A 20,370-nucleotide genomic window follows, 5' to 3' on the forward strand; every position below is an offset into this window, starting at 1 on the left:
TCTCTAGAATTGTCTACCAATATGCAATCAGGAAGAGTTGAACAACTTAGCTACATGCTTGATCATGTCCCAATGGGAGCCGCGCTCCTTGATGCTACCACCCTGCATATTCTTTATCTCAATGCCTATCTCCGTGTACTGTGCGCTGAAACCTCTGCCCAACCAGAGCTCATTGGACAGACGCTCACGACGTTGCTCACCCCTCCTATGGCAGCTCGTATTCTACCAATGCTAGAAAAGGTGAGCAAAGATGGAGATAGGATCGAATATGCAGAACTTCCTTATGAGGGCTTCCTGGAAAGCCGCGGACGCACATATTGGCGCATTTCCATTGAGCGCATTGCTTCCAATGCTGATAGCTATCTGTTAATGATCATGGTGGAAGATGTGACGGATAAAGTTCGTTCTCGCTTACATCTCAATGCAATCGATGCTATCTCTTCAGCGCTCGCGGGCCCGTCTTCTTTACATAGTGTGCTGGATCGCATTCTTCAGGTCCTTCAAGAGATGTTTGGCTCAAAGCGCTGTGCCGTCTTCCTGCTCGATAATTCAGTCCCGACTCCCGATCTCCGCTCAATTAAAGAGACTGAGGATGCCCTCTCAACCAGTAACGATCAACCGCGTAGCGCCACCGTTGCAGCTCAACATGGACTCCATCCCAGCGCCCTGGATTGGCATCCTCTCGTTGATGATCGGTTGCTTCTTGGGCAGGCTCTCCAACAGCGTCGCACGCTCTTAATTCCTGATACAAGCCTCATTCCAGAGGTTGAGCTCCCTTTGCTCTGGCACCAGGGTCAACCCCGTCGCCCTGGCTCAGTTCTTTGCGTCCCGATCTTTGAGCCCCACCCGGGCTCAGTACAGCAAAGGGGGCTTCAGAGGGCCGTAAGTGAGCCACGACCTGGTGACATTGTGCTGGGTAGCATCGAAGTCTATCATCGACGAGCTCGCGATTTCTCTGCTGAAGAGGTTACCCTCTTAGAGCGCTTTGCGCAACAGGCCGGACTGGCCATTCAGAACGCTCGAATGATCCGCAGCATTGATCGCTGGGCCAGAGCTGCTAGCCGTCAGGCGCGTCAGAAAGAAAATATGATGCAGGCTATCCCCAATGGGGTGGTCATCTATGATCCTCGCTGGCGCGTTGCCGACTTTAATCAGGCAGCCCGGCAACTGCTTGGCTGGTCTGACGATGTCCTGGGACTCCCAATTGTCGAAGCATTGAAGCGTAGTCAGACGCCCTTACACAAAGAACTGCTTGAACAGGGACAGGTGATTGAAGCCATCGAACAGCGCGCGCTTACGGGTCAGGTAGACGAGCTCAAAGTACCATCCTGGGAAGGGCGGCCTGCTACAATCCGCTGTTCTTATACACCTATTCGCGATGAACTGGGCGATATCTTTGCCTTTATCATCATCTATCACGACGTTACTGAAGAGGTTGCCGCCCGCGAAAAGATTGAGGCAGAAGTTGTCGCACGTACGGCTGAACTGAAGCAACGGAACCTGGCCCTCCAGCAGGCAAAGGCCGCCCAGGAGCTCAGTAATGCACGCATGGCGCTTCTGCTTGAACAGCTCCCTTCGGGAGTCCTTCTGATCAATGCCCACAATTCTCATATTGAGATGATTAATCAACACGCCATTCATCTTTTGCAACAGATTGGCGTGGCCTTCGAGCCTGCACATGATCTGGAAGAGGCCTGTAAGCGTGCCATTGGCCGTAATTTTACAGAGCTCTTACGCCCCATCCATTTTGCAACCCCTTCTGGTGCACCGCTTCCCTATGAAGAACAACCACTCTGGCAAGCGCTAACGACTGGACAGACCTGTGAGGCCGAGCTCCATACGATACGCAAAGACGGTCAGATCGTCCACTGGCTTGTGAATGCAGCGCCACTGTACACGCTAGAGGGTCAGGTGGGGAGCGCCATTCTGGTGATTCAAGAGATTACACGTATCAAAGCCTTAGAACGAGCTCGTGAAGATTTCTTTACGACGATGGCCCATGAACTCAAAACTCCGCTGGCAAACATCCGCGCTCACCTCAGCGCACTTCTGACTCATGATCTGGAATGGTCGAGAGAGGAGCAGCAAGACTTTCTCCAAACGGCTGATGAGCAGGTGGATCGGCTGGTGGGAATGATCAACCATTTTCTGGATGCCTCTCGCGTTGAAGCCGGGGCCCTGCGCCTGGAACAGGAGGCCATCCTCATTCCTGAATTAGTCGAAGACCTTCAGGATCGGCTGGAGGCACTCATTGCCAGTTCTCGCCGTTCCCTGGAGATTGAGATTACTGGCCCTCTACCAGCCGTTCAGGGAGATTATGAGCTGATTATGAGCGTGCTGATTAACCTTCTGAGTAATGCTTTTCGCTATGCCCCCGAAGGCGATGCCGTCGAATTAAGGCTTGAACCTCTTAGCCCGACCCCACATCAGGCCACCTCATCGGTCCTGTTTCTCGTCACCGATCATGGTCCTGGCATTAGTCAGGAGCAGCAGGCGGCGCTATTTACCCGCTTCAGTACGTTTGCAGCTATGAGCCGTCCATCGATTGATCGGCCCGGGCAGCCAACGACAGAGCGCCAGGTACGCAGCTCACGCTGGAGCCCTGCCACTGGCCTGGGTCTCTATATCAGCCGTGGTATTATTGAAGCCCACCAGAGCAAGCTTCTCTTAACAAGTAGCCCTGGTCAGGGGGCAACCTTTGGTTTCACCTTACCAGCCTTCCCAGTAAAGTCCAGTGCAGATACAATGGAAGTAGAACGGATGGAGAAAGATGGTTACACCGGATAAAAAAGTTCGCATTCTTTGTGTTGAAGATGATCCACAGATGCGAACCTTCTTACTGGCACAACTAAAAGCGCGCAGCTTTCAGACACAGGCGGTCCGAGATGGCGCACAGGCAGTAGATCTGGCGGCCATCTTCCAACCAGAGCTGGTCCTGCTCGATCTCTCGCTCCCTTCGCTCGATGGTCTCTCATTTCTCCGCCGTTTTCGCGAATGGAGTACCGCGCCGGTCATTGTGCTTTCCGCCCATGACGAAGAACCCGTAAAGATTAAGGCCCTTGATCTGGGAGCCGACGATTATCTGACTAAACCCTTTAGTCTCAATGAGCTTCTGGCAAGAGTGCGCGTCGCCCTGAGACGCGCTGATGAGACTGCCCGCTTGCGTAATAGCGTCACTGGACAGGATGCCCCCCGGCCACTGTATCGCTGTGGTGGAGAGAATGGGCTGGTTGTCGATTTTGCGCACCGCAGCGTCCATAGTAATGGACAGGAAGTTCATCTCACACCAACCGAATATGATCTGCTCTGCGAACTGACGCGCAACGCAGGCAAAGTCCTGACCCATCGTGAGCTGCTTCAACGGGTCTGGGGCCCGGACTATAGCGGCGAAAATACGTATCTCAGAACCTTTATTCGCCATCTCCGCCGAAAATTAGAGCCAGATCCGGCCCAACCTCGCTTTTTACACAACGAGCTGGGCGTTGGCTATTATGTACCATTACCAGATGCTCAGACCACCCTGGAGTGAATGAAACATACTCAGCAGCAAATCTCTGGACGCAAACATACTCAGCAGCAAATCTCTGTATAGTAGAGAATATTCACACGATTTTAACACCAATCCCTGTATCTTCACGTCATCCTCACTAGAAATTCGGTACACTCTGATTAGAAGAAACGCCATAGAGGATAGTCCATTTACGATCTTCCAAGAGCGTAACTCTCAGTAACCAATCCTGGCGGGAGCGAGGTAGTTGGGAAATATGAATAGCTCGCTCAGGCAAGGCGGTGAGGGTTTGAGTGTTCCCAATACGATGAACAATAACACTGCACCAGGAACGTCGCTTCGCGGCATACCATCTCTGTTCCAGGAGAATGTGGCGGTATCCACATTTTTTCCTCATCAACAGATGCCGAATGTCGTTCAATCGATTCTCATCATTGAAGATGATGCCTCGCTGGCTAGTCTAGAGGGTGAAGTTCTCGCAGCCCATGGTTATCTAGTGCGTACCGTTCCAAGTGGCGAGATGGCACTCATAACACTGGAACAACTGTTACCTGACCTTGTAGTGCTTGATCTTGAACTGTCAGGTCCAATGAGCGGCTGGGATGTCCTTGAGCATCTGCGCGATGCTACCTGTATTCCAGTCCTGATCACCTCCAGTTCCGCAACGGCTGTCCGTAAGCATCTCCGTAGCTGTGGAGAATCAAAAGAAACGCTGGACCATTTACCTAAACCTTACCCTTTACAGACGCTCCTCAAGCGCATAAAACGCATGTTAACAACTCCCCCATCAGAACAGTGTTCTTAGTCCAAAAGGAGGCTTAGATGGACCGCAAAGATGATCGAGAAATTCTGCGTAAGGGTGGTTTTGCCGAAAATGAAGTGCTTCAGTTAAATAAGCTCCGCATGGACTACAATGCAAAGGAGCAGCGCGAATCTCAAGCCGATTATCGCCGCCTTGAATTTATTCGCTGGCTTGTCAATACTGGGAAGCTGTCAGATCAGATCGCCTGAAGCAAACTGACTGTGGTAGGGGGGAGAGCATCGTACCTCGTAGACAGGTAAACGCCCATGGATGCACAATGCTCGCAGAACAACATCGGGCATGTACCAGAACATTCAGACAATAACGACCAGTCTCGTCTTTGTGAGACTGGTCGTTGTTTTCTGCTCTCCCTTTATCGTCTGGAGTAGAGAGCAGAAAAATCGAACATAATCAATATGAAAATACGCTTTATTACCGCTCTATTTTTGCTCGCTTTTGTGCCCACTATTCTGTTCTGCGTAAGAGATCGGGAGCTCAGAGACAGCCTGCATAATTCGCTCCACTATATCTGCTGGAGGAGTATAGCGCTCTAGTTGAAAAAAGAGGGCATCGATATCATCTTCAGGATCAAAATCATCTGGAAGAAATGGGAACGGTACATTTTTCATGGCACTATTTCCTTCTGCTCAACATTAGATTCTCTGCTATTACTACGCGTTATCGTAGCGAAGAGTTTCACAAATTCTAAGGTTTAGATAAGAAAGCTGAGAATCTATGGCCCAAAGCTGAGAATTTGCTGAGAAACACACACACGATCGTCGTTTACTTCTCCTACAGGTGCCTATCTCAAGTGCCCATCTAAGCCTATCTAAGCCCATCTAAAAGGAGGCGAGATTTGCGGTCCCCCCCATTCGATGCAGAAATTGGGTCGTTGTACGCTGGTCCACCCGTGAACCAATCCTTGCCAGCAGGACGTTTGCAGGCTCCATGGTGACATTTGGTTCAACGGTTGAGTATTCCTGAAATCCCTGCGTGCCAAAAAGGTGGGTGATCAGTTTGCGATAACGATAGGGCGAGAGCCCCAGGCCTTCGGCGTCCCAATGCCAGGAGAGCCCGATCGCAAACAAGATCATGTCCTCCTTCGCATCGAGCTCTAGAGCAAACTCCAGAATCTCACGAGCGATCCCTAATCCACGCCAGTCCGAACTCACCTCAATGGCGACCTCATACACATTCTCGATCCCTCCCCACCACTCATCCGCTGGCGCGATCGTCACTTCGCCCACAATTTTACCGGTGGGCGTATGCGCCAGCGTCAGCGCACAATCTGGACTGCGCGCAATCTCCAGTAAGAGCTGATGTTCACGCTCGGGCACACGCGCAAATGAACTTAAGCCCGCATCAGCCTGCAACCGCTCGACCAGCGATGGTGGACAGAAATCACGCAGGAGAACCGCCCCATGAGGAGTCTGTATCACTCTACTCCGTGAAGGGCTCTCTGTCCGATTCATATGCAACAGATCATAGAGTCCTGAGAGCGGCGAACGCGGTCGATGGCGCGGAAAGGCCTGGCGCACAGAGGTTGGCACCACCAGATGGCTTAGAAGTCCCGCTGTATGCTGATTGGTCCGGCTGATGATCTCACGCCGGGGCTGCGGCAGAAAATGTTCAGGCTGATCCACAAAGGTCGTTGGAAAGACAGCTCGACCACTATACTTCCCCATTGCCTCCTGGGCCGCCTGCCCCTCCTCTCGCTGCTCCTCCCAGATGTGCCTCCATTGCTCAATCCAACCCTGGGGCAGACGATCCGGAAGAGGCTGCCCGGACATCTCAGCCCAGACGGCACTCCAGGCTCGGGGTACAACGCGATAGAGATCATAGCCGCCTCCACCTAACGCCACCCACTTCCCTCCACAATAGGTATGAGCCAATTCATGTGCGGCTCTCATCTGAGCCATAATTCCGCGCATTGTGAGGCTCAGATGGCTCAACGGGTCCCACGCATGGGTATCACATCCATGTTGCGAAATAATCACTGCCGGGGCAAAGGCCGTTACCAGAGGAGAGAGGAGCTCATCCATCACCGCTAAATAGGAGTCATCTTCAGTAAAAGGCTCTAATGGCATATTGACGGTGTAACCGCGCCCCGAACCGTTCCCCAGTTCCAGCACATCGCCCGTTCCAGGATACAGATAGCGGCCAGTCTCATGGAAGCTGATCGTCAGCACACGTGGATCATCATAGAATGCACGCTGAACTCCGTCTCCATGATGGGCATCAAAATCCAGATAGAGAATTTTTGCCTCGCTGGCCTGCAAAACATGAGCAATGGCTACTGCCGCATCATTATAGATACAAAAACCTGAACAGCGCTCTGCCCACGCATGATGCAGACCACCCGCTGGATGAAAGACATGAACAGGCTTCTCCTGCCCATCAATCTCAGCAATGCCTGTCGGTAACCCCATAACCGCCGAGAGTGCAACAAGCGTCCCTCCAGCAATACGAGCAGCCGCCTCATGCATTCCTGGCACAGCAGGGGTGTCACCGGTCTCAAAACCATACTGCATAGCAAGCTGTTTACGGGCGATACCTGCATCTTTCTCGCCTGAACCATCCTCATCATGGCTCAGACGCTGAACTGCGGCAAGATAGTCAGCAGTATGAATCAAGCCTAATTCTGCTAACGTAGCTGACCGCGTAGGCAGATGTGTCGCGTCATTGTCGGGCTGCCAGAGATTCGCTGCAATAAGGAGATCTCGAAGCGCTTGAAGCCGGGCTGGCTGCATCGGATGAGTAGGCCCAAAATGGTAGTTAAGTGAAGCGTTATCAAAGATCAGGCCAACACGTTGTTGAGGATGAGCAGGGACTGGACTAGACATGGTTCTCTTCCTCCATTGGCAGAATCCCAAATGCATAGTGAATGCCTTCTTGTTGTAGTCTCAATAAAAGTGGCGTTGGATTAATGGTTCCGATACGTATGGTCGCCAGATTACTGGTCGAGGCTGGCGCTGCCAGGACACTTCGAATTGGAATGTGCAGTTCGTCGGCAATCTGCAGTGTTCGCGTCAATGGACTCAGATCTCCAGCAGATAATGGAAGATCTAATTGCATACCCGGCTCAAATGCTCCCAATGAGCGAGCCAGAGCAAGTAAGAGATCACTGCGCGTCACCAGTCCCACCAGGACCGTATCGCTCGATGCATCTTCAAGCTCACGATATTCCACCACTGGCAAACAATTTAAGCCTCGCTCAACCATAATCTTTGCCGCTGCTGACACACTGGTCGTAGGCGTAACGCGCAGAATCGCCCGATGCATCACTTCAGAGATCAATCGATCCTGCCATGCCTTCTGCTTCTGCTGATGAGCCGCATTCTCATGATCCAGGGCTACAGCCAGGTCTATATCTTGTGAAGAGATTAAGCCTTCAAAAAAAAGGTCTTTTGGAGCAGCTTCGGTCGAGCTTCGTAGTACAGGGAGATGATGAAATTGATACTGCCGCAAGAGAAGCGCCGCATGGCCCAGCGTCTCTTCTGGTGTGACGGTAACTAGCCTGGCACTCGTTGTCATAATATCACAAATGATCATTGACACCTCTCTTTTTCACACCTGGCATCGGTAAAAGATGCTGCTTGTATGATAGCATATCTCCCCCTTCTCTATAGAGAGATCTTATTGCACTATCTACCATTGTGATAAAATTGTGATCTTCTCAACCCAACATATCCTCTCATCGTATAGTTGAAAAGAGCATTCAAAAGCAACGAGAACTTGAAGCAGAACGATAAAGCGAAAGGGATCATACCCATGACATATGAGGATCAAGAGCAGACACAGCCTCATCGGCTTTCTCCTGCACCAAAAGATGATGAAGAGACCAATCGCTATCCCTATGCGAATGCATCAGGCGCACCAGTCCCCACCACGCCAGAAGAAGCGCCACGCCCTTCACCCACCAATGAAACGTTAGCCGCTTCGCTACCACCTGCCACTACAGCTCATACGATTCAAGTCTCGACAGATACAGAGAAGCCATCAGCATCCCCTACCACTCTCTCCACTCTGCCGCGAATGGAGATTGAAGATCTACTGGCATTACAGATTGTCAGTGATCCTCAGATCTCTCCCGATGGTGAGCTCATTGCTTTTACGGTCTTGCAATGCGATGCCAGGCACAATAGCACAAGCAGCACCATCTGGCTCGTAGAACGCTCCGCACAGCTTGCTGCACCACGCCAATTAACACGCGGCGATCATCATGATAGTACTCCTCGCTGGTCTCCTGATGGTCAGCAGTTAGCTTTCCTCAGTGATCGAACGGGAGTATCCCAGCTGTATCTTCTTTCAATCCATGGGGGAGAAGCACTACAAATAAGTAAGCTACCTTCTGGTATTACTGAATATAGCTGGCGACCTGATGGACAGATGTTTCTTACGCACAGCTATTGGAAACCAGAGGACGACCATGTACCTACACATGATGCACAGACCAGCCCATTCGTGTATCGTACATTGGCCGAACATTGGGATGGCCTGGGACACAGACAGGGGCGTCATCTTCAGCTCTGGCTCCAGCCGCTTGAGGGCCCCGCGATCCGCCTCACCTCTGAGCCGGTCGATCTCACGCAATCATGCTGGTCACCTGATGGAACTGAGATCGTATTCTGCGCCAATCGCCGTTCCGATCCAGATCTTAGTGTCAGTCAAGCCCTCTGGATTCTGACCCTGGCGACAGGAAATTTGCGCCGTCTGACGCCTGAAGAGCACCTTGCACAGGTTCCCTCCTGGTCACCAGATGGTCAGACGATCGCGTATCTAGGATCGCCTGATCAGACTGAGGCTGGCAATATGGCCCCCTGGCTGGTGGCAGCCTCTGGTCAGGCAGCACCTCAGCCAGCAGTTCAAGAGGCAGAAAAGCTCACCTGCCAGATGTGGATTATTGATGAGCTGCGCACAGAATGGCTGGCAGCTCCGCTCTGGTATCCTGATAGTACAGCCCTGCTCGTTCCTGTGCAAGAGCATGGTCAGCAGCATCTGTATCGCCTCGATCTCCAGCAGAATACTGCTCTGCGTCTGACTACTGGCAATGGTCGTTATCTGAGTCCGCAGATCAGCCGTGATGGCCAGCATGTCACAATGGTGCGAGCAGACTGGTTTACGCCGGGTGATATCTGGCATATGGAGCTCGATAGCAAGCGTCTGCGGAAGCTCACACGCGTCAACGACCAGCTCCTCCAAAAACGCCAGCTTATTCGCCCCAAACGGATCACCTGGTCTGGCTTTGATCACCAGGAGATCGAAGGTTGGCTCTACCTCCCTGTGGTTCCGGTAGGAACAAAAGTGCCTTTAATCCTGATGCCACATGGCGGACCTTCTCTGGCCTGGGGAGACAGCTATGTTCATGAATTTCAGGTGCTGGCAGGCCGAGGCTATGCGGTTCTAGCCCCCAATCCACGAGGCAGCGCTGGCTATGGAGAAGCTTTTAGTCGCAGCATCCTGAACGATTGGGGAGGAGCAGACTGGCTCGATCTACAGGCTGGCCTGGATGCGGTCATTGCCACCGAACCGATTGATGAGCAACGCCTGGGTATTGGTGGGATGAGCTATGGTGGTTACATGACAAACTGGGCGATCTCACAGAGCCACCGCTTCAAGGCCGCAGTGAGCCGCAACGGCATCAGCTCACTCTCAACCTCAGCCCTGCTCTCCGATCAAACGCTCTGGTTTCATCTCAGTATGCCCGATGAGACACTCTGGCCACAGCGCTCGGCCCTCAGCTTTGTTGATGAGATCCAGACACCGCTCCTGTTATTACACGGTGACAATGATCTCCGCTGCCCCTTTAGCGAGTCGTTGCAACTATTTGTCCAGCTACGAAAGCGCAAACAGATCGTTGAACTCATTCGCTATCCACAAGCCAGCCACCTGTTCGACTGGCCTCAGTTTGGCCAGCCTCAGCACAGACGCGATCGCCTCCAACGCACAGTAGGATGGTTCGAGCGCTTCCTGTAGCAAGCCCGAGTACAATCTATCCCTGACCAGGATCGAAACGAAGGAGGAAGGAGCAAGGCAGCAGAATGCTCCTTCCTCCTTCCTCGCCCACCACTCATATATCCCCGTCTCTCCCACTATGCTGCCTGAACGTTTGTTGTGAAGGTGCAAGCGCATAGTATGACCATAGTATGACAGGCAGCATCAGAAGGAGGCAGGCGTCTATTATGGTTCGCTATAGTTTCAGGGAACGTTCACTATAGGTTTTCAATATGAGAAAGATCTGGATACCCAGGATGCTCACTAGACGAGAAAGATCTGGATGATATAGTAAAACGCCCCTAGAGCCAGAAGGGCACAGTAAACGCCGACGCCGATCCGCGAAATACGATAGACCCCCTGCAACATATGAGGACGCAGAGAAAACCAGGCCAGACGGGCTGCAATGGCAAAAATACCCACCAGCAAAACGGCATCGAGCAGCTTGATCCAGATTGCCCCACCGAAGAGTAATAATGGAATGATCACGCCACTAAAAGCCAGCATTGCGCCAACAATATCAGCCGCAGCAATCGCCATGAATAAGCCCTCATCATATGAGCGTGAGAGCAACTGAGGAGTTACTTTTATCAAGACAATGAGACCTGCAATATACGAGATAAGCGAGGCCATAACCCATAGAAAATTCGACATATAATCTTTATCCTCATAAAAATGTCTACAGGTAGGATTTGCAAGACACAGGTGAAACAAGGCAGAGATACCCCCGCCATTGTACCACGGACATGCTATTGCTGCATCCCTCATCTCAAGCATTTGCTATTCTCATCGCAATATGCTAAAGTATGCTGAATGATTAGCCAGGAGTAAACGTCATGGCAGAACTGATCTGGAAAGGCAAACCAGCTTCCCTCATCCCTGCATCATCTCCTCACATCCCATCGCCCAGACCGCTTCTCACCCAACAGGTCTATATGCCTGAATCGCCTCAGGGCACAACTTCTCATGACAGCCCTTCCACAGCCTGGCAGAATCGCTTGATCTGGGGAGATAAGACAGCATTTCTTCCCGCCCTTCTCGTGGATTTTGCAGGCACGATTGATCTCATCTATATTGATCCACCTTTTATGACAGGGAGAACCTTCAGACGTGGCGCAGAGATCGTCTACCACGATACATGGAACAACGATCTCGATATCTATCTCCAATGGCTCTATGAGACATTATCTACCCTCCATACGCTCCTATCTCCACGCGGCAGCCTCTATATCCATCTAGACTGGCGCACCATCCACTACGCCAAAATCATGCTGGATGAGATCTTCCGCTCCGGTTCAGCCAGATCCGGCGCTGGCTTCAAAAATGAGATTATCTGGCACTATCAATCTGGCGGAAATACACGCAAATATTATTCACGAAAACACGATACCCTTCTCCTCTACACAAAATCAGGTCAATATTGTTTTCATGGAGAGCGCATCGCCAGACCGCGTGGCCAGGTCCGGCGCAATCATATGCGGAAAGAGATCGCCGAAGATGGCCGGATCACCTGGACAATCCGCTCATCAGGACGAATCTATACCTACGATGAAGAAACCCCGATGCCCATCACAGACGTCTGGAATGACATTAGTCATCTTCACCAGAAAGATCCTGAACGAACGGGATATTCCACTCAGAAACCCGAAGCCTTGCTCGAACGTATTATTCTTGCCTCCTCGGAGGAAAATGATCTGATCCTTGATTGTTTCTGTGGAAGTGGCGTCACAGCAGTGGTTGCCGAACGGCTGAACCGACGCTGGATAGTTGGTGACCAGAACGAGCTCGCCATCTCTACAACGCGCCAACGTTTACTGACACATGAACTAAAACGATCCTTTGTACTACAGCAATTACATGAACAACATTCACTATTTACCGATTAGACAAAGGAACAGGCAAAGAAACATTATGCAAGAATTACTTGAACAGCTATTTCGTCAGGTGCGGGCCTACGCACAGTCCGAACGATACGATCGCAAACAGGTCTACTCACAGTCGTCCAAACACACAACTATGCAGTTTGATCGTGATGCAGAGGATATCATTATCGATGGTTTAACCGAGAGTGGGATTGGATTTGAGATTATTAGCGAAGAGCGCGAGACGTTTAGCACTACGGCGAATCCTGCTTATCGCGTGATTATCGATCCCATCGATGGCTCTGATAACGTTGAGCGAGGGATTATGACCGCCTCCGTCGCACTGGCGGTTGTTCCTATTGATGCACCCGTCACGCCAGAACACGTCCAATGGGCGCTGGTTGGAGAGCTCTTTAGCGGCACTGTTTATGAAGCACAAAAAGGGGCCGGTGCTTTCCGCAATGGTCGTCGCTGTCAGACCAGTACGATCACCAATATCCGCGAGAGTCTGGCAGGCGTGAACCTGGATGGCAAAAATATTGAAGCGATGAAGGCGCTTCTCACCCAATCTCCTGCGCTAAAACAGATGCGCCGCACTGGCAGTCCAGCGATGGATAGTGTGTATGTGGCAAGTGGAACCTACGATGCCTATATCGATATTGGGGACGAAATCACCGGAGAATCGTTCCTGGCCTCCGCTGGTATTGTGCTTGAGGCTGGAGGGGTCGTTACCGACCAGGAAGGAAAACCTTTGCGGCCAATTGCCAATCTCAGCGAAAAATTCTCGCTGGTGCTGGCTGGCAATAAAAAACTCCATCAAGAGATCTTAAGTCGGCTCAAAAAAACGAGCTGATGTCTCTCTTTTGGAGCCAGGAGATGCGCTTCTTTCGCTCCCTACCAAACGTTGTACTTTTTACTCATCGAGAGTTTTCTTGTATCAGAAGAAATTTATGAACAAGCAGATAGATTCTAGCTGGTCGCGTCTCCTGGCTCCTCTATGGTACATATGGTATGGCATTGTGTTCTGCTGCCTGCTCAGCAGTTGTAAGCCATCGCCAGAGGGATTGGGACTTGCGGATAACCCTGAGGTGACACCATCTATCTCTCCAGCTCTTCATGAGCAGGGGACCACCCAAATTCAGACCTTCCAGCGCTGGATCAGTCTGCTTCACCAGTTTGGTGGCAATACAAGCTCTTACGAGCAAAGCTATCGCCAGGATCAACACGCCCTTCAGGAGGCCCATACATCCAGCGACTATCAAGCAGCCCTGACCCTCCTCTCAGCCCATATTATCAGCATTCAACTGCCGACGATGAAGACAGAAGCAGAGGCGCTTCAACAACAGTTACAGCAAACAGTCACAGCCTGGGGACAGAGCCACATCTATCATAATCCAACGGACCAGATCAATTATCCACTTGGCTTTGAATATGGCGCAAAGGGGATCGGTCTGTGGATTCAGAACGATCTCGTCGCTGCGCAGACCATATCTGACTATCAGCAAGCCATTGAAAACGAACAGATGTATCTGACCAACTTTGCAGCTATGCAACGCGTGGCCGAGGATCAGACTCCTTACTACCTTGCTCATCAGAGCGATCTGGATCTCCTCAAACAGAAAGGCGATCTGGATAAAAAGGCACTTGTCATCTCTTTAAATGAACAGGTCCTTCGTGCTTACGATCACGGAACCCTTGTCAAGGCCTTTCTTGTGACCACTGGCCGTCCCGATCGTCCCAGCATTCCAGGTGATTGGTGGATCGAGGGCAAACAGACCCATACGATTTTTAAGGCAGGACTCCCTCAATCAGATCCTGGCTGGTATCCAGACACTCCCGTTAACTATGCTATGCAATATCACAGCAATGGCTATTTTATCCATGATAGCTGGTGGCGCGACGACTATGGGCCCGGCACCAATTTTCCACATCAAGATGCCAGCGGGGATATCTACTCATCACAGGGCTCTCACGGCTGTGTAAATCTCTCAAAAGCAAATGCCGCCTGGCTCTATGATTTCGTTGCTATCTATACGCCCGTCATCGTCTATTAAAAAGGCCAGAATCGATAGCAGTTCAATCTGTAGCCGTATGGTTCACAGTTCGTTTGATTGAACATTTCAAATACAGGAAGAGCCCAATCTCGTCCAAATATTCCATTGGATGAGATTGGGCTCTTCCTGTATAACAGAACAGTCAGGCTAGATATCTTTTGGTGTCAAAACGGCACTAAAGCCTTGCCACATCCCCTGGAACATAGCATTGGTCATCTTTTGAAAATTATTCAAGGAGGAGTCAGCAATATAGACATATTGGTCATCCCCTCCCTTGATCACAAACAGATGTCCGCCTGGATAATAGCGAGCATCCCGCACGCTGACTATCACTGGCTGGCCTTTATTAGCAATATCAACGACCTGCTGAAAGGTACGCGTATGCCCGGCATCTGTGGCAAAACCAAAGTTTGCAGCCGTTAATCCGATCCCATCTTCGCGCAACAGACCCAGATTCACATCCCACACCCCTAGATTCAGTTCCTCTTGCAGGATATCGGAGGCGATGAAATGTCTCCCATAAGCATTCATCACCGTCTCCATCGCAATCCCAGAGCAGGAAGAGTAGGACCAGACATTCAGTTGATAGGCCGTACGGTACTGGGCGACTGAAGCCGAATCGATGCGTACCACGCGCTGGCTTGCGGTTGTTGGCAATGGCCGGTCTGCCAGACTGACCCCATTCGGTTGAGCAGGATTTAAAAAAGAGAGACCGAGCGTATCTGTAAGAGTTCTGATTCCTCCGCCTCCAGCTAACCCACCCTGAATCGCCATGGCCAGGAGTAACATAGCGAGTAGACCCAATGAGACGATAATCCGCCGACGTGCATACCAGCGCGCAGGCAAAATAAAAAAGGAAGGAGGGCCAGGTTCCTCAACCCTCACAATATTGCCATCTTGCAAATGCAGAATCGCCGTCACATGTCGATCAAGTGGGTGGGCAGGAAGCGTCGACTGGGAAGCTACTGTCCGTTTATAGCGTCGATGTGCAAGCCAGGCACTCACCACAATACTTGCAATAATAAGCACAACGCACACGAGCAGAGCCGCTACAGCAGCAGTCAACATACATTCCCCTCACAAAATAAAACTTTGAGTACTGAACTTCAGGAGTAACCTTATTGATCATTATAACCATATGAACAGCTAAATCTGGGGGTTTTGCGGAAAAACAGCCAGATCAGGCTAGACTACTTTGACTTCTCGCACTCCTACCAAATGAGATTTGCTATCCTACATACCAGCATGCTATGCTAGTTATCTCATAAAAGATCAGAAAAAGTAGCCAATCTGAGGGGGTTCATGTTCTATATTGGTTGTCCCATGTGGGGATATAAAGATTGGGTCGGCCATGGCCGCCTGTTTCCGGCACGTACGCCCACAAGCGATTTTTTGCGCCTCTACAGCCAGAAATTGACAACAGTAGAAGGCAATACTATTTTTTATGCACTTCCATCACCCGAAACAATCACACGCTGGGCACAAGAAGCCCCTGCACACTTTCGCTTCTGCCCCAAGGTTTCACGCACGATCAGCCACGAAGGAGAGCTACAATTCAAACAGGCTGAAACGCTGGCTTTTATTCAACGGATGCAAGGCTTTGGGGAACGTTTAGGCCCGATCTTTCTCCAACTTCCTCCTGCCTTTGGACCATCTCAACTGGAAAATCTCCACAGATTTCTTGCCTTCTGGCCAGCTGAAGTTCGGCTCGCGGTTGAAGTCCGTCATGCCGAGTTCTATCAGCCAGAAGCCTCTCGCGCCCTCAATGAGCTCCTGGAGCACTATCACGTAGCGCGCGTGATGATGGATACACGACCAATTCGCGTTGGCTCGGCTGAAGAACAGCAGGTTCTACAGGCACGCGAACGTAAACCAGATCTCCCATTGCAACGAGTGATTACCACAGATTTTACGTTTATTCGCTACATTGGTCATCCCCGCATGGACGTCAATGAACCTCTTCTGGATGAATGGGCTCAGCACTGTGCTCACTGGCTCAAAGAGGGCCGCACGCTCTATGTCTTCTGCCATTGTCCATATGAGGAACATTCACCAGCGATCTGTTACGCACTCTATCAGAGAGTTAAGGCCCTTTTCCCTTTACCGACACTTTCCTGGCGGCTGGAGCCCGAAGAACCTCAGCCCGAACAACTTCAACTCTTTTAAACGAACAGAAGATCAAACAAACGCATCTACACATGTTTCGAAACACGTAGAGATGCGTTTGTTTGATCTTCTCTGTCTTAGCTTCAGGAGAGCGGCTCAGCCTCTGTTGGCGCTTTAGTCGTCAACGCTGAAGAATAGCTTGCGCTCAGTGGATCAATAGTATTGAACAATCCTGGTTTTGACACTGCGGGCACTGTCAGAGGAACTGCGCCAGAATGAGCTGTCACAGTGACCTTTGGCATCGAAGACGCCAGGAGCGACGACGCAATCACCTTTTTATAGGCCCGAGTATATTTGTCAGCCATTGCCCGCACAGAAAAATTCTGCTCCACATAGGCGCGCACCGCTCGTCGATCGATCTCCGCCAACCTTGGGATAAAACGAATCATCTCCTCCACATCATGGACCAGGAAACCACTCTTGCGATGCATAATAATTTCTGGAGCCGCTCCACGGGCAAAACTGATGACTGGACACCCAACTGCCATCGCCTCAATCATAACCATTCCAAACGGCTCTTCCCAGGTGATGGGATTTAAAAAGCCATACGCCCGGCTAAGGAGATCAAGTTTCTGCTCCATATTGACTGGACCAATGTATTTAATCTGTTCCCCATCCAATTGAGGCTTGATGACCTCTTCAAAATAGTTCACAGACTCCCGCACATGCCTATCAATCGTTCCGGCCAGGATTAAGGACCTTCCAGCCGCTTTCGCCGCCTGAATTGCCAGGTGTGGCCCTTTCTCAGGAACCATACGCCCTAACCAGACCAGCGCATCCTCCGGAGTCTCGACTGTTGGCTTGAATGTCTTCATTGGGAGACCATGATGGACGGTTGCCACGAAATTTAAGGGATGCGTCACCTCTTTGCGTGCGCTTTCACTGATCGCAACCATTGGCACTGAAGCACACCAATCCATATAGTATTGATCCGCATCCCCGGTCCAGGTCTGGACACGGTCAAAGGGAAAACGGCTATGCAAAGTGCTGACGTGTGGCGTCAACATCTGTGAAATCAAAGGGAAAACATACATATCTGCACAGGAAGAGAGATGTGTATGCACAATATCAAATCGATGGGTTTTGATATACTCAACCGATTTAAAGATATGGTAATAGGCCTTGAGGTGGCCTTCCCAGGGGACTCCAGAATCAATCAGGGCCTGAGGAAAAAAAGAGACAAGCCTGGCTGATGTTTTTGCATCACCGGGAGCAAAGAGTGTCACATCGTGTCCCTGAGCTACCTGTTCCTCTACAAGATTATAGAGTACAACTTCAGTCCCTCCATAATTTTTGGGAGGAATGGCAATCCAAGGCGGTGCAATATGCGCAATTTTCATACGTTACCCTCTACTCTTCTGTGGTAAATCCATAGTCCTTAGTTACCTTCTACACTACTCATGGGCTTTCCTTACCCAAATACTACACGGTTGATGAAACAAAAAAGTGACATATTGTAGAGGAGGATCGACTCCTATCACCAGGACACGACTATATATCTATTACAGGAAACCACAAGCCTGACAACTGATTTTTGTGGCTTAAAACTGTCCATTTGCCGCCTCCTGAGAACCGACAACGAACTGATGGTGAACAATGGGCTGCGTCTTTGTAAAACAGTTCATTTTTTTTCAGAGAAGAAAAATGAACAAGACTACAAACGCGAGCTGTTCATCCCTTAAATGCTTGCAAGTGACCGCTTTGTCAAGAAATTGCGCTACGTGGCTGGTAGAGAGGATACGAATACAGGTTGCATCAGAATGAAAAACGCTGAATCTATAAGGCATTCAGGCCATTCAAAATGCGCCAAACCCTATTCACACTTTTATTCTTATTTTGCCCTAATTATAGCACAGCTTGCAAATTTACACAAGATTTGGGGGACGGGAAAGGTCCTTCTTCGCACTAAAGGTGGTAGAATAGAGCCTCATTCCTTCCATAGGCGCATGAGGTCCAATTCTACCACCTTTGGTATTGTTTCAACTTGACCAATCGTGACAATACGCTTATAGTTAAGTGCAATGATGTCTTTATCACAAGCCAACGAGGAGGAAATGGTGTTCACCAGTGCGTAAGAGTCTTCATTCCCTACTTACCTGGGTCCGCACGTGGCAACTTTCTCTCTTTGAAAAAGTCATCCTCATTAACACGCTCATGCTTGTTGGCGAGGCTCTCGCTGGCCTCTGGGTAACCAGCCACAATCTTGAGACACAACACTATCTGATTGATACTGGCTTCCTGGTGGCTGCAACACTGTTCACGTTAGTGATCAATAGCCTGGTGATACGGACCAGTTTCCGCCCCCTATTTCGCCTTCTCTTTGTTATACGAGAAATAAGTGCTGGTCGGACTCAGATACGCGCCCCACTCTCTCCAAACGATGGGGAACTTCATGAACTTGCGCATGCTTTTAACGCCATGCTTGATCGCCTGGAAAACTTGCGCCATGAACAGGCTCAAATTATTTTTCAGACACAAGAAGATGAGCGTCGCAGGATTGCCCTGGAGTTGCACGATGAGGCTGGTCAGACCTTGACTGCTCTTTTAATCCATGAGGAGCTCCTTCAGCAGCAGCTACGCTCTCTCTCCGAGGACTCTCTGTCTACGATAGTGCAGATAGAGCTCATCGATGAAGTTCAGCAGCTCATGAGTCTTACACAGCTCACGCTAGAGAATATTCGCGTCCTCTCTCAACAGCTACGGCCCAGTGTACTGGATGATCTCGGCCTGGCTGCGGCTCTACGCTGGCTTGCCGACGATAGCCAGAAACACCTTCAGCTTGAAATCGTGCTTACAATAGAGGAAGAGGCGATCAAAGGTCTCTCTAAACTCTATGAGACAACTATCTTTCGTATTGCTCAGGAGAGTTTAACCAATGTAGCGCGCCATGCACACACGTCTCATGCCTGGATCTCGCTTCGGGTTGAAGAGCCATCCTTAAGGCTGACTATTGAGGATAAAGGTTGTGGTTTTCAAACAGATCAACACTACAAAAGTACCGGCTTGTTCGGTATGCGTGAGCGAGCGACTCAGATCGGGGGGGTATGCGAAATTCGTTCCAGACCTGGACAGGGCACACAGGTCTCTGTCCGACTTCCTCTTCCAGAGAACGCTGGCGAAATTTTGCCCCCAAAGATACGCTAACAGTAATTCATGTGACCAGCTCAAGGAGGACTTCAATGCAGATTGAAGCCAATTCAGGTGAAAAGATGATCTCTGTGCTACTTGCAGATGATCATGATATTCTTCGTCAAGGTCTCAGACTGCTCTTTAAGGCTCAGCCAGATATGCGTGTGGTCGGGGAGGCTCGTACAGGTGGAGAGGCCATTGCTCAGGCTCGAGCCCTCAGGCCTGCTATTGTCGTGTTAGATATCAGTATGGCTCAGATGGATGGCCTCACCGCGTGCAAACATATTCGTCGTGAGCTTCCACAGACGCAGGTCTTAATTCTAACGATGCATGAGAGGGAAGAATATTTCTTACAGGCTCTGCGTGTTGGAGCCGCTGGCTATCTTGTAAAAAAAGCTGCCCCTGCGGAGCTTAGTAGTGCAGTGCGGGCCGTTGCTCAGGGTGAGATGTATCTCTACCCGGGCCTGGCCAGAGCGCTCGTACGTGCGTATCTCGCTCCCCATCATGCACAGGCAGGTGAAAGCCCACGAGGACAGACGCTTCCGAATGCGCTCCAGGTGCTTACTCCACGCGAGATTGAGGTCCTCACACTGGTGGCCGAGGGGAAAACAAATCAAGAGATCGCCACCTTGCTGGTCTTGAGCATTAAAACTGTTCAGGCTCATCGAGCAAATGTGATGGAGAAATTAGGCTTACAGGATATCACTCATCTTGTCCGTTTTGCCATTCACCATGGATTGATTGACCCTGAGCCTTAAGTAATCCCTCGATCCCCCTCTACGCAGATCGTCTCTCTTCAATGGGTGGCAGATGCCCAATTGTATGCTACTATACGTCTAGATCCATAAGAGTGCT

Annotated in this window: 17 protein-coding genes; 11 read left to right on the forward strand and 6 right to left on the reverse strand. The window is 50.5% G+C overall.

The genetic code is table 11. From position 1 onward, the window contains the following. Positions 1-21 precede the first annotated feature (21 nt). The 4 genes from EL628_RS13945 to EL628_RS13960 all read left to right on the forward strand — a co-directional run bounded on the left by EL628_RS13945 (position 22) and on the right by EL628_RS13960 (position 4,519). A complete protein-coding gene (locus EL628_RS13945; RefSeq protein ID WP_126580544.1) occupies positions 22-2,787 on the forward strand; it encodes a PAS domain-containing protein in 2,766 nt (921 codons plus the stop codon). After that, the gene (locus EL628_RS13950) at positions 2,771-3,529 is read left to right on the forward strand and encodes a response regulator (RefSeq protein ID WP_126580545.1); all 759 of its coding nucleotides are present in this window, start codon (positions 2,771-2,773) and stop codon (positions 3,527-3,529) included. The genes EL628_RS13945 and EL628_RS13950 overlap by 17 nt, the downstream gene beginning before the upstream one ends. A 235-nt stretch (positions 3,530-3,764) precedes the next feature. Beyond that, positions 3,765-4,313, forward strand: coding sequence for a response regulator transcription factor (locus tag EL628_RS13955; RefSeq protein ID WP_126580546.1), 549 nt, complete (start codon positions 3,765-3,767; stop codon positions 4,311-4,313). 17 nt (positions 4,314-4,330) lie between these two features. Then, on the forward strand, positions 4,331-4,519 hold the full coding sequence (locus tag EL628_RS13960; protein ID WP_126580547.1) for a hypothetical protein: 189 nt from the start codon (positions 4,331-4,333) through the stop codon (positions 4,517-4,519). Positions 4,520-4,750: 231 nt separating this feature from the next. Here EL628_RS13960 and EL628_RS13965 read toward each other — a convergent pair whose 3' ends face one another. The 3 genes from EL628_RS13965 to EL628_RS13975 form a co-directional block, all read right to left on the reverse strand. Next, a complete protein-coding gene (locus EL628_RS13965; protein ID WP_126580548.1) occupies positions 4,751-4,939 on the reverse strand; it encodes a hypothetical protein in 189 nt (62 codons plus the stop codon). A 210-nt stretch (positions 4,940-5,149) separates the two neighbouring features. Next, positions 5,150-7,153, reverse strand: a complete 2,004-nt coding sequence (locus EL628_RS13970) for an acetoin utilization AcuC family protein (protein WP_218028917.1) — start codon at positions 7,151-7,153, stop codon at positions 5,150-5,152. After that, positions 7,146-7,862 (reverse strand): CBS domain-containing protein, encoded by a 717-nt coding sequence (locus EL628_RS13975; RefSeq protein ID WP_126580549.1) that lies wholly within the window; start codon positions 7,860-7,862, stop codon positions 7,146-7,148. The genes EL628_RS13970 and EL628_RS13975 overlap by 8 nt, the downstream gene beginning before the upstream one ends. Before the next feature lie 219 nt (positions 7,863-8,081). On the opposite strand from EL628_RS13975, the gene EL628_RS13980 reads away from it, so the two are divergent. Then, positions 8,082-10,286, forward strand: coding sequence for a S9 family peptidase (locus tag EL628_RS13980; protein ID WP_126580550.1), 2,205 nt, complete (start codon positions 8,082-8,084; stop codon positions 10,284-10,286). A gap of 282 nt (positions 10,287-10,568) precedes the next feature. Here EL628_RS13980 and EL628_RS13985 read toward each other — a convergent pair whose 3' ends face one another. Further along, positions 10,569-10,958, reverse strand: a complete 390-nt coding sequence (locus tag EL628_RS13985; protein WP_126580551.1) for a hypothetical protein — start codon at positions 10,956-10,958, stop codon at positions 10,569-10,571. 182 nt (positions 10,959-11,140) lie between these two features. Between EL628_RS13985 and EL628_RS13990 the strand changes: the two genes are divergently transcribed. The 3 genes from EL628_RS13990 (at position 11,141) to EL628_RS14000 (ending at position 14,220) form a co-directional block, all read left to right on the forward strand. After that, the gene (locus EL628_RS13990) at positions 11,141-12,190 is read left to right on the forward strand and encodes a DNA methyltransferase (protein WP_126580552.1); all 1,050 of its coding nucleotides are present in this window, start codon (positions 11,141-11,143) and stop codon (positions 12,188-12,190) included. A 25-nt stretch (positions 12,191-12,215) separates the two neighbouring features. After that, a complete protein-coding gene (locus EL628_RS13995; protein ID WP_161975499.1) occupies positions 12,216-13,019 on the forward strand; it encodes an inositol monophosphatase family protein in 804 nt (267 codons plus the stop codon). Positions 13,020-13,116: 97 nt separating this feature from the next. Next, positions 13,117-14,220, forward strand: a complete 1,104-nt coding sequence (locus EL628_RS14000) for a L,D-transpeptidase (protein WP_126580554.1) — start codon at positions 13,117-13,119, stop codon at positions 14,218-14,220. Positions 14,221-14,367: 147 nt separating this feature from the next. On the opposite strand, the gene EL628_RS14005 is transcribed toward EL628_RS14000, so the two are convergent. After that, on the reverse strand, positions 14,368-15,288 hold the full coding sequence (locus EL628_RS14005) for a C39 family peptidase (RefSeq protein ID WP_126580555.1): 921 nt from the start codon (positions 15,286-15,288) through the stop codon (positions 14,368-14,370). A 234-nt stretch (positions 15,289-15,522) separates the two neighbouring features. Here EL628_RS14005 and EL628_RS14010 point away from each other — a divergent pair, with 234 nt between their 5' ends. Further along, positions 15,523-16,386: a DUF72 domain-containing protein gene (locus EL628_RS14010; protein ID WP_126580556.1), complete on the forward strand. Its 864-nt coding sequence runs from the start codon at positions 15,523-15,525 to the stop codon at positions 16,384-16,386. An 83-nt stretch (positions 16,387-16,469) separates the two neighbouring features. Here EL628_RS14010 and EL628_RS14015 read toward each other — a convergent pair whose 3' ends face one another. After that, positions 16,470-17,726 carry a glycosyltransferase family 4 protein gene (locus EL628_RS14015; protein ID WP_126580557.1) on the reverse strand — a complete coding sequence of 419 codons (1,257 nt, stop codon included), beginning with the start codon at positions 17,724-17,726 and terminating at the stop codon, positions 16,470-16,472. A 727-nt stretch (positions 17,727-18,453) separates the two neighbouring features. Here EL628_RS14015 and EL628_RS14020 point away from each other — a divergent pair. After that, positions 18,454-19,530 (forward strand): HAMP domain-containing sensor histidine kinase, encoded by a 1,077-nt coding sequence (locus EL628_RS14020; RefSeq protein ID WP_126580558.1) that lies wholly within the window; start codon positions 18,454-18,456, stop codon positions 19,528-19,530. A gap of 35 nt (positions 19,531-19,565) precedes the next feature. Then, positions 19,566-20,273, forward strand: a complete 708-nt coding sequence (locus tag EL628_RS14025) for a response regulator (protein ID WP_218028918.1) — start codon at positions 19,566-19,568, stop codon at positions 20,271-20,273. Positions 20,274-20,370 lie beyond the last annotated feature (97 nt).

The organism is Tengunoibacter tsumagoiensis, assembly GCF_003967535.1.
Taxonomy (GTDB): Bacteria; Chloroflexota; Ktedonobacteria; order Ktedonobacterales; family Ktedonobacteraceae; genus Tengunoibacter; species Tengunoibacter tsumagoiensis.

Excerpts from the sequence above, each read along its gene's own strand:
- EL628_RS13945 (WP_126580544.1), top strand. The coding sequence starts at position 22 with ATGCAATCAGGAAGAGTTGAACAACTTAGCTACATGCTTGATCATGTC.
- EL628_RS13950 (WP_126580545.1), top strand. The coding sequence starts at position 2,771 with ATGGTTACACCGGATAAAAAAGTTCGCATTCTTTGTGTTGAAGATGAT.
- EL628_RS13955 (WP_126580546.1), top strand. The coding sequence starts at position 3,765 with ATGAATAGCTCGCTCAGGCAAGGCGGTGAGGGTTTGAGTGTTCCCAAT.
- EL628_RS13960 (WP_126580547.1), top strand. The coding sequence starts at position 4,331 with ATGGACCGCAAAGATGATCGAGAAATTCTGCGTAAGGGTGGTTTTGCC.
- EL628_RS13965 (WP_126580548.1), bottom strand. The coding sequence starts at position 4,939 with ATGAAAAATGTACCGTTCCCATTTCTTCCAGATGATTTTGATCCTGAA.
- EL628_RS13970 (WP_218028917.1), bottom strand. The coding sequence starts at position 7,153 with ATGTCTAGTCCAGTCCCTGCTCATCCTCAACAACGTGTTGGCCTGATC.
- EL628_RS13975 (WP_126580549.1), bottom strand. The coding sequence starts at position 7,862 with ATGATCATTTGTGATATTATGACAACGAGTGCCAGGCTAGTTACCGTC.
- EL628_RS13980 (WP_126580550.1), top strand. The coding sequence starts at position 8,082 with ATGACATATGAGGATCAAGAGCAGACACAGCCTCATCGGCTTTCTCCT.
- EL628_RS13985 (WP_126580551.1), bottom strand. The coding sequence starts at position 10,958 with ATGTCGAATTTTCTATGGGTTATGGCCTCGCTTATCTCGTATATTGCA.
- EL628_RS13990 (WP_126580552.1), top strand. The coding sequence starts at position 11,141 with ATGGCAGAACTGATCTGGAAAGGCAAACCAGCTTCCCTCATCCCTGCA.
- EL628_RS13995 (WP_161975499.1), top strand. The coding sequence starts at position 12,216 with ATGCAAGAATTACTTGAACAGCTATTTCGTCAGGTGCGGGCCTACGCA.
- EL628_RS14000 (WP_126580554.1), top strand. The coding sequence starts at position 13,117 with ATGAACAAGCAGATAGATTCTAGCTGGTCGCGTCTCCTGGCTCCTCTA.
- EL628_RS14005 (WP_126580555.1), bottom strand. The coding sequence starts at position 15,288 with ATGTTGACTGCTGCTGTAGCGGCTCTGCTCGTGTGCGTTGTGCTTATT.
- EL628_RS14010 (WP_126580556.1), top strand. The coding sequence starts at position 15,523 with ATGTTCTATATTGGTTGTCCCATGTGGGGATATAAAGATTGGGTCGGC.
- EL628_RS14015 (WP_126580557.1), bottom strand. The coding sequence starts at position 17,726 with ATGAAAATTGCGCATATTGCACCGCCTTGGATTGCCATTCCTCCCAAA.
- EL628_RS14025 (WP_218028918.1), top strand. The coding sequence starts at position 19,566 with ATGCAGATTGAAGCCAATTCAGGTGAAAAGATGATCTCTGTGCTACTT.